This is a genomic window from Aminobacter sp. MDW-2, assembly GCF_014250155.1.
GTDB classification, from domain to species: domain Bacteria; phylum Pseudomonadota; class Alphaproteobacteria; order Rhizobiales; family Rhizobiaceae; genus Aminobacter; species Aminobacter ciceronei.
On sequence record NZ_CP060199.1, the window covers coordinates 87,860 to 101,668 of the forward strand.

Below are 13,809 nucleotides of genomic sequence, written 5' to 3' on the forward strand. Positions count from 1 at the left end.
ATGCAGAACGAGCGGTGGGCGGCCGACTTATCCATAGATCCGCTCTCCCTCGCAACGACCGCAGAATAGTGTTGCATTAGCCGTCCTGTTCACATACCATCCGGATAGTATTTTTGGAAGCAGAGAGTTCGATGTCCGATCAAAGCACGGTTCACGAGAGCGCCACGCCGCCGAAAGGTGCACTAGCCGGAATCAAGGTGCTGGAACTTGGCATGGTGATGCAGGTTCCGCTTGCAGGGCAAATGTTCGGTGACTTCGGTGCAGATGTCATCAAGGTCGAGAGGCCAGCGCCAGGCGAGATACTGAGGACCCTTGATCCCTTGGCCAGACAAAAGCAGGCGATGAGCTGCTACTATGCCGCCCTCTGCCGGAACAAGCGAACGATCTCTCTTGATATCAAGTCTCCATCTGGACGCGAGGCCCTGCTGAAGCTGGTAGATCGCGCCGATGTGCTTCTTCATAATTTTCGACCGGGAGTGATGGAGAGGCTGGGGTTTGGGTTTGAGGATCTCGAGCAGCGTAATCCACGCCTGGTCTACGCGGTTGGCTATGCCTTCGGCGAGACCGGCCCGATGGCGGGGATGCCTGGTCAGGACATGCTGGCGCAAGCCTACAGCGGCTTTGCTCGAAGCGGTGTAGCCGATGGACAGCCGCCGGTTGTGAGCAACACCCCGGTTATCGACTATATGACCGCGCAGTCGCTCGTACAGGGCGTGATGGCGGCGCTCATCGAGCGGCAGGCATCCGGTCGCGGGCAGAAGGTGACGACGTCGTTGCTCGATGTGGCGTTCGCCTCGCAGGTGCTGGAAATTTCCAGCATTGCCATGCACGGCGAGCGCACGAGTTGGGTCAAGCAGTCGATGACGTTCCGCACGGCGGACGGCTGGTTGATGGTATTGACATTGTTCCGCGACAATCCGCTTCAGGGTATGTGCAAGGCCTTCAATGTCCCTGATTTCAGTGGCGAGACCCGCTTCTCGACCCACGATCTTCAGGTCGAGAATCTGGGGGAGATCGAGGCGCGCTTCCGGCCGATTGTTGCTGCTTACACCACTGCGGAATGCGTCGCGAGGCTCTCGGAACAGGATGTGCTGTGCTCCCCGGTGAACACGCTGGAGGAAGCAATGAAGGCGGAACAGATTCGGCACAACGGCATGATCTGGGACGTGTCTGTCCCAGGCTATGGACAGATGCCATTGGCGGGAAATCCGGTCAAACTTTCGAGAACGCCGACAGTGATTGCGCAGGCGCCGACGCCGCTCGGCCATCACGGCATGGCGGTTCTTGGCGAGTTCGGCTTCTCCGACGAGGAGGCGCGCAAAATGAAAGAGCTTGGTGCTGTATACGTGGAGGATGCAGCCGAGGCCGGGTGACAGGCGCGACGCGCGCCTTTGAATACGAATTGATGGTGAGGAGCTGCAATGCAGAGAATTTCGGAAGCAGGCGCTGGTGCCTGGCAGGAAGCACTTGATCGTATGACCGGTCGGGTCGGGCGGTCGATGGAAGCCGGGCTTGAGGGGTTCCCTCACTATGGCGATCAGGAAACCGGCAAATGGACGACGACGCCGGATGGATTCTGGACCGGTGGGTTCTGGGTTGGCGAATTGTGGCTTGCGGCCAGCGTAACCGGGGAACAAAGGTTCCTTGATGCTGCCCGCCAGTGGCTCGGTCGTCTCGAGGCGCGCGTCGAAAGCCGCACAGTTTTCCGGGGCTTCCTCTTCTACTATGGCGCGATCACGGGCGCGCTGCTTCATGGCGATCGGCTTGCCGAACAGCTGGCGCAGCGCGCGGCGGTGTCGCTCGGCGAGCAGTTCGATCCGACGGCGGGGCTGATCCCACTCGGCAAGGAAGCGGAGGAGGCGCACACCGTCGGCGACGGCGAGGCGAATATCGACGGCCTGCCGGCGGCTCCGGTAATGCTTTGGGCTGCTGCCCGCCTCGGCGATCCGGAACTGCGGAAGATCGCGCTCGATCATGCATACAATAGCGCGAGCTTCTTCATCCGTCCCGACGGTGGCGTCATCCAGTCGGCGAGTTTCGACACCGCCACGGGCGAGGTGACGCGGCGTTACACGCATAAGGGTTACGCCGATGATTCAATCTGGACCCGCGCCCAGGCATGGGCGATGCTGGGTTACGTGCTCGCGGCGCAGCTGGAGCAGGGAGAGCCTCGGCTGGTTGAGCTTGCCGAGAAGGTTGCCGATTGGTGGATCGCCAATATTCCGGACGACTTTGTCGCGTACTGGGATTTCAGCGCGCCTGTGACGGCGGAGACGAAGCGTGACACGTCGGGAACCGCAATCGCCGCTGCTGCTCTTCTGAAGCTCTCATCGGTACATCCCGACCGAGAAAAGGCCGAACGGTACGGCAGGGTCGCGCACGCCACTGCGGAAGCGCTGGTGAAACGCCACCTTACCCGAGACGGTATCCTTGCTGACGGTTGCTTCGACCCGAAGAACGACAAAGCGACGGCCAACGAGCTCATCTGGGGGGACTATTTCCTTCTGGAGACGCTCGCGCGCCTGAGCGGTCGCCTGAATGTCGCGATCTGAACAGAGAACCGGCATGGATAGCGACACGATTCTTGCCGCCTCTGGCTTGACGAAGGAGTTCAAGGGCTTCTTTGCGGTCGAGGGTGTGGACCTTCGGGTGAAGCGCGGTCAGATCCATGCGTTGATCGGTCCGAACGGGGCGGGCAAGACGACCTGCTTCAACCTCCTGACCAAGTTCCTTCCCCCGACCCGGGGGAAGATCACCTACAAGGGCGAGGACATCACCGCGATGTCGCCGGCCGATATCGCCCGGCTGGGTCTGGTGCGCTCGTTCCAGATCTCGGCCGTGTTCCCGCATTTGACCGCGCTTGAGAACGTGCGCATCGCCTTGCAGCGCAAGCGCGGCGACAGCTTCGACTTCTGGCGTTCGCAGAAGGTGCTGTCGGCCTTCGACGACGAGGCGCGGGCGCTGCTCAACGACGTCGGACTGTCGGAGTTCGAGACGGTGAATGCGGCGGATCTGTCTTACGGGCGCAAGCGGGCGCTGGAGATCGCCACGACGCTGGCGCTCGACCCCGAGATGCTGCTGCTCGACGAGCCGATGGCGGGCATGGGCCATGAGGATGTGGAGCGCATCGCCGCGCTGATCAAGCGCATCTCAGCCAACCGCACCGTCCTGATGGTCGAGCACAATTTGTCGGTGGTGGCCTCGCTGTCGGACACGATCACCGTGCTGGCGCGCGGCAAGGTTCTCGCCGAGGGTGACTACGCCACGGTGTCGAAGGACCCGAGGGTGATCGAGGCCTATATCGGAGCGGGACATGGTTGAGGCGGCTGTGGCAACCCCTGTCGGCGCGGCCGCTTCCGCGCCGCTGTTGGCGGTGAAGGATCTTGAGGCCTGGTACGGCGAGAGCCATGTGTTGCACGGCGTGTCGTTCGACGTGCGCCCCGGCGAGGTGGTGACGCTACTCGGCCGCAACGGCGCCGGCAAGACGACGACGCTGAAGTCGATCATGGGCATATTGCCGAAGCGCAAGGGCTCGGTGGTGTTCCAGGGCAAGGAGCTGATGCACGCGCCGGCGCGATATGTGGCGCGCGAGGGCATCGCGTTCTGCCCCGAGGAGCGCGGCATTTTCGCCTCGCTGGACGTGCGCGAGAACCTGATGCTGCCGCCGCAGGTGAAGCCCGGCGGCATGAGCGTGGAGCAGATCTTCGAGCTGTTTCCGAACCTGAAGGAGCGGCTTTCGAGCCAGGGGACCAAGCTTTCGGGCGGCGAGCAGCAGATGCTGGCGATCGGGCGCATCCTGCGCACCGGCGCCAAGATGCTGCTGCTCGACGAACCTACCGAGGGTCTTGCGCCGGTGATCATCCAGCAGATCGGCCGCACCATCGCCAGGCTGAAGGGCGAAGGCTTCACCATCGTGCTGGTGGAGCAGAATTTCCGCTTCGCCTCGACCGTCGCCGACCGCCACTACGTTGTCGAGCAGGGAAAGGTCATCGACATGATCCCCAATGACCAGCTCGACGCCAACATCGACAAAATCGAAGCATATCTGGGTGTTTAGCGACTGAATTCACAAGCAAGGGAGTGAGAAATGCAAATGAAAACCAGTATTCTTGCCGCCACGATCGGCCTGCTTATGGGAAGCATCGCCTCCGCGCAGGAGCCGATCAAGATCAAGATCGGTGTCCTCAACGATCTTTCCGGGACCTATGCCGATCTTTCGGGCGAGGGGTCAGTTGTCGCCGCGCGAATGGCGGTCGAGGACTTCAACGTCGCCGAGCACGGACTTGAGGTCGAGGTAATCTCCGCCGACCACCAGAACAAACCTGATATTGCGTCCAACATTGCAAGACAGTGGTACGATCAGGACGGAGTGGACATCATCGTCGATCTGCCAACGTCATCCGCCGCGTTGGCCGTAAGCGACATCTCACGAGAGAAGGACAAGCTGGTGATCGTTTCGGCGGGAGGTTCGTCCGACCTCACCGGTTCGAAGTGTTCACCAAACACGATACACTGGGCCTACGACACCTGGGCGCTCGGCAATGGCACCGGTCGGGCGCTGACGCAACAAGGATACGACAGTTGGTTCTTCCTGACGGCGGATTATGCGTTCGGCCATTCGCTTGAGCGTGACACATCTTCAGTGGTCGAGGCTGCTGGTGGTACCGTCATCGGTACAGTCCGTCATCCGTTTCCCGGCCAGGATTTCTCCTCGTTCCTCCTTCAGGCACAGTCCTCCGGAGCCAAGGTGATTGGACTCGCCAACGCGGGCTCCGACACGATCAACTCGATCAAGCAGGCCTCGGAGTTCGGCATCACCCAGGCCGGTCAAACGCTCGCTGGTCTCCTTGTGTTCATCAGCGACGTGCATGCTCTCGGTCTTGATGCGGCACAGGGCCTGGTGCTCACGGAAGCGTTCTACTGGGATCAAAATGATGGCACACGCGAGTGGTCCAAGCGCTTCGGGGAGAAGTTTGGCGGTACCATGCCAACCATGGCTCATGCAGGCGTTTACTCCGCAATTACGCACTACCTGAATTCGGTTGTGGCTACGAAGACCAAGGAAAGCGGACCTGTTATGGCGCATATGAAGGCAACGCCGACAGAGGATGCGCTTTTCGGCAAGGGTGAGATTCGAGCCGACGGTCGCAAGATCCACGATATGTACCTGTTCCAGGTCAAGACTCCGGAAGAGTCGACAGGGCCGTGGGATTATTACAAGCAACTCGCGACCATTCCCGCAGCGGAAGCCTTTCGTCCTATCGAAGAGGGCGGCTGCTCTCTGATCAAGTAGCGGCGAAGTTTGCAATCGGGACGCGCTGCTATTACCTGGCGCGTCCCAAATACGAGATCCGACACCTTGAACGATGCTGCGTGGCACGCCGCGTACGTGAAGTATTAGGACTGGGACCAGGCGATGTTCGAATTATTGGGAATCCCACCACAGACCTTGTTTGGGCAGTTGTTGCTAGGTCTGATCAATGGGTCGTTCTACGCCATCCTCTCGCTTGGTCTGGCGGTGATCTTCGGGCTTCTAAACATCATCAACTTCGCCCATGGCGCCCAGTACATGCTCGGTGCCTTCGTGGCCTGGATGCTGCTGAACTATCTTGGCATCGGTTACTGGTGGGCGCTGCTGATCGTCCCGATTATGGTCGGCGCATTCGGCATCGTGCTCGAACGGCTGATGATCGCGCGGCTCTACCATCTCGACCATCTTTATGGGTTGCTGCTCACCTTCGGCCTCGCTCTAATCATCCAGGGCCTGCTGCGTAACGCCTACGGCATATCGGGCCTGCCGTATTCGATCCCACCGCAGCTCGCAGGCGGCCAGAATCTTGGCTTTATGTTCTTGCCTAACTACCGAGGCTGGGTGGTGGTGGCCTCGCTGATCGTGTGCTTCGCCACCTGGTTTGTAATCGAGAAGACCCGCCTTGGCGCCTATCTGCGTGCCGCCACCGAGAACCCCACCCTGGTCGGAGCCTTCGGCGTCAACGTACCGCGCATGATCACGCTCACCTACGGCTTCGGCGTGGGGCTGGCCGCCTTTGCCGGCGTGCTCGCCGCGCCGGTCTACTCGGTCAACCCGAACATGGGCGCTGACCTGATCATCGTCGTCTTCGCCGTGGTGGTGATCGGCGGTATGGGCTCAATCCTCGGCTCTATCATAACCGGTTTCTCGCTCGGACTGATCGAGGGCCTAACGAAAGTGTTCTATCCGGAAGGCTCTGCGGTGGTGATCTTCGTCATCATGGCCATCGTGCTGCTCGTCAAGCCGGCCGGCCTGTTCGGGAGGACCGCCTGATGTCCGTTGCAGTCGAGACAGAGACCACTGGCATCGCCGTTCAGCAGGTCCGCGGAGGCATGCCGCGCCACCATGCGGCGATCTTCCTCGCCCTGCTTGCCGCAGGGCTGGTCGCGCCCTTTTTCCTCTATCCCGTCTTCCTGATGAAGGTGATGTGCTTCGCGCTGTTCGCTTGTGCCTTCAACCTGCTTCTCGGCTATACGGGGCTGCTTTCCTTCGGCCATGCAGCCTATTTCGGCGGCGCGAGCTACATTTCCGCCCATGCCGCCAAGGTCTGGGGTTTCCCGCCTGAACTCGCGATCCTGTCGGGCATCGTCGTAGCCGCGCTTCTGGGCCTCGCCATTGGCGCGCTCGCCATCCGCCGCCAGGGCATCTATTTTGCGATGGTGACGCTCGCCTTCGCCCAGATGGTGTTCTTCTTCTCGTTGCAGGCGCCGTTCACCGGCGGTGAGGATGGCATCCAGGCGGTGCCGCGCGGCAACCTGTTCGGCCTGCTCAGCCTGCGCTCGGACTTCACGCTCTACTTCGTCGTGCTGGCGATTGCACTCGGCGGTATGCTGGCGATCTACCGCATCATCCACTCGCCCTTCGGGCAGGTTCTGAAGGCGATCCGCGAGAACGAGCCGCGCGCTATCTCGCTCGGCTACCGGGTCAACCGCTACAAGCTCGCCACCTTCGTGCTGTCGGCGGGCTTTGCGGGCCTTGCCGGCGCCACCAAGGCGATCGTCTTCCAGCTCGCCTCACTGACCGACGTGCATTGGTCGATGTCGGGCGAGGTGGTGCTGATGACGCTGATCGGCGGCATGGGCACCGTGTTCGGCCCGATCGTCGGCGCTGCAGTCATCGTCACCATGCAGAACTACCTAGCGACAATGGGTGCTTGGGTCACCGTCATCCAGGGTGTCACGTTTGTTGTTTGCGTCCTCCTCTTCCGCGAGGGCATCGTCGGCGTCATACAGAAATGGTTGAGAAAGGGATTGTGATCGCATTCGACCCTGATCAGCTATTCGAAGGTCCTCTGGCGCATCGCCGAGCCACTCAATCTCCGGAATCTATCTCCACCCTGGCCAATACTGAAAGTTTGCATCCCATGTCTACGACCTTCTCCGACTATCGTGACACGCGCTTGTTTATTGATGGCGAATGGCGTGACGGCGTCGAAGGGTTGACGATCGACGTCCTCGACCCGGCCACCGGCGAGGTCATCGGCAAGGTCGCGCACGCGACCAGGGCCGATCTCGACGCAGCGCTGGCGGCGGTCGACAGGGGCTTCAAGGTATGGAGCGCGACGTCGGCCTTCGAGCGCTCGAAGCTGATGCGCAAGGCAGCCGACATCCTGCGCGAGCGCGCAGGACAGATCGCCGTGATGATGACGCGCGAGCAGGGCAAGCCGCTCGATCAGGCGAAGGACGAGGTGCTGGCCGGCGCCGACGTCATCGACTGGTTCGCCGAGGAAGCGCGCCGCACATACGGCCAGATCATTCCCGCGCGCGTCGCCGGCGTGACCCAGATGGCGATCAAGCTGCCGGTCGGCCCGGTCGCCGCCTTCACGCCGTGGAATTTTCCGATCAATCAGGTGGTGCGCAAGCTGTCCGCCGCGGTCGCCGCAGGCTGCTCGATCATCGTCAAGGCGCCTGAAGAAACGCCGGCCTCGCCGGCCGAGCTGATCCGCGCCTTCGTCGATGCCGGCATCCCGGCTGGCGTCGTCAACCTCGTCTACGGCGTGCCGGCGGAGATTTCCGAATATCTCATCCCGCATCCGGTGATCCGCAAGATCTCCTTCACCGGCTCGACGCCGGTGGGCAAGCAGCTTGCGGCCCTTGCCGCGCAGCACATGAAGCTCTCGACCATGGAGCTCGGCGGCCACGCGCCGGCGATCATCTTCGGCGACGCCGACGTCGACAAGGCCGTGAAGGTGATGGCGATGTCGAAGTTCCGCAATGCGGGGCAGGTGTGCGTGTCGCCGACGCGGTTCCTCGTGCAGGACAGCGTCTACGACAAGGTGGTCGGGTCCTTCACCGAGGCCGCCAGGGCGGTGAAGGTCGGCAACGGCATGGAAGCCGGCATCGAGATGGGCCCGCTTGCCAACGAGCGCCGCATCCCGGCACTGGAGGCGCTGGTCAACGACGCCGTCGAGCACGGCGCGGAGCTGAAGACCGGCGGCCGCCGCATCGGCAACAAGGGCAACTTCTTCGAACCGACCGTGCTGTCCAACGTGCCGAAGGAAGCGCGCATCATGAACGAGGAGCCGTTCGGCCCCGTCGCCGTGTTCAGCTCGTTCACCACGCTTGACGAGGCGATCGACGAGGCCAACCGCCTGCCGTTCGGCCTCGCCTCCTACGCCTTCACCGGCTCGGCCGATACGGCCAACCAGATCGGCCTACGTATCGAGGCGGGCATGACCACGATCAATCACAACGGCCTCGCCCTTCCCGAAGTGCCCTTCGGCGGCATCAAGGATTCGGGCTACGGCACCGAGGGCGGATCAGAGGCAATCAACGCCTATCTCGTTACCAAATTCGTTACGCAAACGGCTCCCTAGTGTCATGAAGCTCCAGCGACGAGATTGAACGATATCGCGACCAAATCTTTGAGTCCAGTTTGGCCTAACTGCGGTGAGTTAGCCAAGAATCCCGTCGCGACCCTCCACAGCGACGAGCGTTGCCGTAAACAGGGCAATAAGCTGCTCCTGCCCGTCGCGTTCCGAAAGGACCTCGCATTGGCAGAATGTCAAGGTGCGGCCGGTTTTAGCTACCTTTCCCCGAGCGATGATCCGGTCGCCCTGGGCGGGAGCGAGGAAATTTATATTGTACTCGGTCGTGAAGACGCCTCTATCGGGGGGCATGAGGCTCAGGGCAGACAACGCGACAGCGCTCTCGGCCAGGGCGCCCAGCGCGCTTCCATGGACAAATCCGTTCTGCTGGGAAATTTCGGCATGCGGCGTCAGAGCGAGCTCGACCTGGCCCAGCACGGCGGAGCCCAGCTTCGCCCCCATCGTGCGCATCAGGCCTTGCCTCTCAAAATTTGCTCTGATCCGCTGAACTATCTCGCTATCGTCGACGCTCAATGTCCTCTCCCTCATATTGATGCCCTCTTGGTCGACTGGGCGTCTGCCCGGCAGGCGCCCGAAACAGTTATACCGGCCGCTCCTTTAGCATCCAGATGAATGAGCCGCCGTCTAGAGCCTTGCCGCGTGGTCAGTGCAACGAAGGTTCGTTCCGGCCCGCGTCAGAATCGGCCTGATAGAGCCAGTATCCCGGGCCAACTCAAGACGGCAACGAGCAAGTCAAAGGTGGTAATCATTGTCCGTCGTCAGGGTTTTTGAGTGTCCGGCGTCAGCACCGATGAGACAGAATTGGGCTAATTGAGAGAGGAGGATTTCTGGTTCATCGTAGCCTTTCAGAGGAACGACGATGAGACAGAAAGCCGGGACGCAGAAGCCGTCAGCGGAGACGGTGATCAAGGACATCCGCCGGGTAACCCGCAAGCAGTATGGCGCGGAGGAGAAGATCCGTATCGTGCTGGAGGGGCTTCGCGGCGAGGAGTCGATCGCGGCCCTGTGCCGCCGGGAAGCCATCGCGGAGAGCCTGTATTACAATTGGTCGAAGGAATTCCTGGAAGCCGGCAAGAAGCGGCTGGCGGGTGACACGGCGCGCGCAGCCACCACCGATGAGGTGAAGGTGCTTCGCAAGGAAGCCCGCGATCTGAAGGAAGTCGTCGCCGAACAGGCGCTGGAGCTGCGGCTGCTTAAAAAAAGCATGATCGCGGATGGGGGCGACGACGAATGAGATACCCCGCCTCAGAGAAGCTCGAGATCATCCAGATCGTCGAGCGATCCCACTTGCCGGCGCGTCGCACACTGGAAAAACTCGGCATCCCGCGCGCTACCTTCCACCGCTGGTATGATCGTTTCCTGACGGGCGGCGTCGATGCGCTCCAGGATCGTAGCCCACGGCCTGGCCGGGTGTGGAACCGCATTCCCGAGCCTGTGCGGGATCGGATCGTCGACCTTGCCCTGGACAAGCCGGAGCTGTCGCCCCGGGAATTGGCCGTGACGTTCACCGACACTCAAAGCTATTTTGTGTCGGAAGCATCCGTCTATCGCCTGCTCAAGGCGCACGACCTGATCACCAGTCCGGCCTTCATCGGGATCAAGGCCGCCGACGAGTTCAGGGACAAGACCACGGCGCCCAACCAACTCTGGCAGACCGACTTCACCTATCTGAAGGTCATCGGCTGGGGCTGGTTCTACCTCTCCACCATTCTCGACGACTTCTCCCGCTACATCATCGCCTGGAAGCTGTGTACCACCATGAAGGCCGAGGACGTCACCGACACGCTGAACCTGGCGCTCACAGCATCGGGCTGTCATCGGGCGACGGTGCGTCAGCGCCCGCGTCTGCTTTCCGACAATGGGCCGTGCTACATGGGGTCGGGACAAGAGCTGTTCAAAATCTTGCGCTAAGAGCGAACGGATCGTGAACTCTATGCTGCTCGACGGATTGGGGTCGGAAGTCTTAGCGATCGGAATCCTTCAGGCATTTGATGTTCCGCGTCCCAAGTGTAGATGCCGGTCAGGTTGATGTGCTCCCAACTCAACGGCGAGATGTGCTTCAGTAGATGATCCGGAATCTCGCGACGTGCACTGCGCAAATGGGTAACCGCCCGCTCTATGTAAACTGTATTCCAATGGACGATCGCGCTGACGACGAGGTTCAAGCCTGATGCGCGAAACGCCTGGCTTTCGAACGACCGATCGCGGATTTCGCCCCGCTCATGGAAGAAGACGGCACGCTTGAGCTTGTGTGCCGCCTCGCCTTTGTTGAGACCGGCTTGGCAGCGCCGGCGCAATGACGGACTTGAGTACCATTCGATCATGAAGAGGGATCGCTCGATGCGACCGAGTTCCCGCAGCGCCCTGGCGAGTTGGCTCTCCTTTGGCGATGCCGAGAGCTTCTTCAGGATGGTCGACGGCACGACGGATCGCGTCGTGATCGACGCTGCCAGGTGAAGCAGATCGTCCCAGTGGTCGAGAATGAGCGTGGTGTTGATCGGTGCTCCGATGTGATTCGACAGTGCCGGGTATGCGTCGCCCTTCTCGAACGTGTGGAACTTCCGATCTTTGAGATTGCGTAACCGAGGTGCGAAGCGTTTGCCGATCAAGGCGAACAATCCGAACACGTGATCGCTGGCGCCGCCGGTGTCGGTGAAGTGCTCTTGGATATCGAGGACCGTGTCCTGATCGAAAAGCCCGTCGAGTACATAGGCGGCCTCGCTTTCGGTCGGACTGATCGGCAGGATACTGAAATAGCCGTACTGGTCGGACAGGTGGCTGTAGAACTTCGATCCGGGCTCGCTGCCGTAGTGCAAGTTGATATCTCCGCGCTTGGCGGCACGGTCGCTTGCGCGGAAGAATTGGCCATCCGACGAAGATGTCGTTCCGTCGCCCCAAAGTCGGGAATGCGGGTGCCGGGCATGCGCATCTGTCACGCACGCCTGAGCCGCGCGATAAGTCTCTGAACGGGCATGGAATGTGCGCATCCAGCCGATCTGGTGTGCGCTGATCCCCTTGGACGCGCTCGCCATCCGCTTCGGCCCGAGGTTGGTCGCATCCGCCAGAACGCCCGCCAGCATGGCCGAGACATTCCTTGGGTTGTCACCCGTGCGAACATGCGTGAAATGATCGGCGAAGCCGGTCCACTCGTGCACTTCTCGTAGGAGGTCCGGCACCTCGACAAGCGGATAGAGCTCGCTGATCTCGGCGTTCAATTCTTCGGCCGCCGCCGGCACCTCACCGGCATTCGGCGTGACGATCAACGTTCCCCCTTCAAGACGAACACCTTCGAGCTTTCCGGACCGCGCTCTATGCGCCAGTCGCTTCAGGTTGAAGTCGAGCATTTGCCGCGCTTCGGCTAGCCACTCGGCGGCATCGCCCTGTACGCCCAGTCCGAGGCGATCCTGCTCCTTCATGGTGATGAACGTTGATCGCGGCATCAAATGCTCGTCAATCGGTCGGAAGGATCGACTGCCGTCGACCCAGATGTCCGCTGATCGAAGCCGGTCTCTCAATGCCGCTAGTGTTGCAATCTCATAGAGGCGGCGATCAGGTCTTTCCTGCCCGAAGATCAGCTTCCGATCAGCTTGGCTGAGGTGGGTGACTGGGACGGCCTCCGGCAATGTCCGACGCTTCTCCGAATAGAGCCGTTTCAGGACCCCGACCGCGGCAAGAAGCGGGTCATAGCGGCGCGCCGAGCGGAACGTGAATGCCTGCAGGAAGACGCCGGCGTACTTGTTGACGGTCGCATATTGTTCGGCTGCCACGGTCAGGGGTGGTGCCTCGTTGACCTCGACCATCGACTCAAGTTCAGGCTTCATTCGGAGCAGCCGATGCCAACCAACTTCCTGATCAAGAACCTCCAGTGCGTTCCGGCCATAATCGTTCGCGGATTGCAGGGCAGTGATCGTGTCGAGGAACATGCGCAGCGCCTTGGCGGTGTCCGTACGACCTTCAATATGCCGCTGTTTCTTGCGGCTGTTGGCTTGCGAGAACAGCCGACCCATGAGCTTGATGAACATCGTTACAGCATCATCGGTGAGCTTCTGGCCGAGTTTGATTGCTTGAGCCACGATCAGAGCGTGACGGCGACTTGCGTTGAAGTCGTTGGCCAGCCATGCCGGCGTGGCGTTGCCTTCGCGGATCATCTGATCCCAACGTCCCGAAGATATGCGCGCTTGAAATTTCGGGTCGATCTCCAGCGTCCGCAGGAATGCAATCCGTTCAGTCAGTCCGACCAGGTTGGATGCACCCGGCGCTTCTGGCGCCGATCGCAGCCAATGAAAGCGCGTCTGCCCGATTGTTGGGTCAACCTCCAGAAGACGGTCGAGGTCTTGTAGCCTATCAGACGAAATGCCTTCGATCAGGGTCTTTTCCGCCCGCCGACGAGCGATAGCGCGAGCCGCGAGCCCCATCCGCTCGATAATATTGGCCGCCGGGAGCAGCGAATTTCGATTGCGGAGCTCCGCCACAATGGCGCCAGCAATCGAAGTACCGGCGTCTGTTGTTGAGGCCATCTCGATTGCCGACAGCAATGCGGCACGCCGATCTTCGGCTGTTGCGTTTCGCTTCTGCAGATAACCCAGGAGGTGAGCAATGTGATTGCTGCGGGTCTCCTCACGACGGGCATACAGCCTGAATGCGGTCGAGCTTGCGCCTACTTGCTCGGCAACATAGTCGAGCATCGCTTTCGGCGGAACCTCGTTAGCCAACAGTGGCCGGCCGGGGTGGCGCATCAAGCAGAGTTGGATCGCGAAGCCGAGCTGATTGTGTTCGCGCCGCCGTAGCTGGATTTCCAGCAAATCGGCCGGTGAAAGAGAATAGTGGCTGATCAGACTGTCTTCATCGACCGGAATGTCGAATAACGTCTTTCGCTCGAGTTCTTTGAGAAGCGCTCGTCGGGCCACTTTCCACTCCACTCCAAAACGGTAGTGGCCAAGCCTCTGTCCAA

The 13,809-nt window shown here is 61.0% G+C and carries 10 protein-coding genes and 1 pseudogene; 9 read left to right on the plus strand and 2 right to left on the minus strand.

Features of this window, described 5'->3' with window-relative positions:
• Positions 1-131: 131 nt before the first annotated feature.
• From H5P29_RS31540 to H5P29_RS31575, 8 genes are all read left to right on the plus strand, one after another.
• Complete coding sequence (locus tag H5P29_RS31540) at positions 132-1,373, plus strand: CaiB/BaiF CoA-transferase family protein (protein WP_154387522.1); 1,242 nt, start codon at positions 132-134, stop codon at positions 1,371-1,373.
• A 102-nt stretch (positions 1,374-1,475) separates the two neighbouring features.
• Positions 1,476-2,552, plus strand: coding sequence for a glycoside hydrolase family 88 protein (locus tag H5P29_RS31545; protein WP_210252551.1), 1,077 nt, complete (start codon positions 1,476-1,478; stop codon positions 2,550-2,552).
• A gap of 13 nt (positions 2,553-2,565) precedes the next feature.
• Positions 2,566-3,321: an ABC transporter ATP-binding protein gene (locus H5P29_RS31550; RefSeq protein WP_154387524.1), complete on the plus strand. Its 756-nt coding sequence runs from the start codon at positions 2,566-2,568 to the stop codon at positions 3,319-3,321.
• Positions 3,314-4,057, plus strand: a complete 744-nt coding sequence (locus H5P29_RS31555; protein WP_154387525.1) for an ABC transporter ATP-binding protein — start codon at positions 3,314-3,316, stop codon at positions 4,055-4,057. The genes H5P29_RS31550 and H5P29_RS31555 overlap by 8 nt, the downstream gene beginning before the upstream one ends.
• Before the next feature lie 36 nt (positions 4,058-4,093).
• Positions 4,094-5,293 (plus strand): ABC transporter substrate-binding protein, encoded by a 1,200-nt coding sequence (locus H5P29_RS31560; RefSeq protein WP_154387531.1) that lies wholly within the window; start codon positions 4,094-4,096, stop codon positions 5,291-5,293.
• 123 nt (positions 5,294-5,416) lie between these two features.
• Positions 5,417-6,304 carry a branched-chain amino acid ABC transporter permease gene (locus H5P29_RS31565; RefSeq protein ID WP_154387526.1) on the plus strand — a complete coding sequence of 296 codons (888 nt, stop codon included), beginning with the start codon at positions 5,417-5,419 and terminating at the stop codon, positions 6,302-6,304.
• A 59-nt stretch (positions 6,305-6,363) separates the two neighbouring features.
• On the plus strand, positions 6,364-7,287 hold the full coding sequence (locus H5P29_RS31570) for a branched-chain amino acid ABC transporter permease (protein ID WP_210252552.1): 924 nt from the start codon (positions 6,364-6,366) through the stop codon (positions 7,285-7,287).
• Positions 7,288-7,394: 107 nt separating this feature from the next.
• On the plus strand, positions 7,395-8,846 hold the full coding sequence (locus H5P29_RS31575; RefSeq protein WP_154387528.1) for an NAD-dependent succinate-semialdehyde dehydrogenase: 1,452 nt from the start codon (positions 7,395-7,397) through the stop codon (positions 8,844-8,846).
• 78 nt (positions 8,847-8,924) lie between these two features.
• Here the strand turns inward: H5P29_RS31575 and H5P29_RS31580 are convergent, their stop codons facing one another.
• Complete coding sequence (locus H5P29_RS31580) at positions 8,925-9,371, minus strand: PaaI family thioesterase (RefSeq protein WP_246670941.1); 447 nt, start codon at positions 9,369-9,371, stop codon at positions 8,925-8,927.
• A gap of 346 nt (positions 9,372-9,717) precedes the next feature.
• Here H5P29_RS31580 and H5P29_RS31585 point away from each other — a divergent pair.
• Positions 9,718-10,733, plus strand: a pseudogene (locus tag H5P29_RS31585) (IS3 family transposase); the annotation flags it as partial.
• Between the two features lie 56 nt (positions 10,734-10,789).
• On the opposite strand, the gene H5P29_RS31590 reads toward H5P29_RS31585, so the two are convergent.
• Positions 10,790-13,765, minus strand: coding sequence for a Tn3 family transposase (locus H5P29_RS31590; RefSeq protein WP_185910452.1), 2,976 nt, complete (start codon positions 13,763-13,765; stop codon positions 10,790-10,792).
• Between the last annotated feature and the right edge of the window lie 44 nt (positions 13,766-13,809).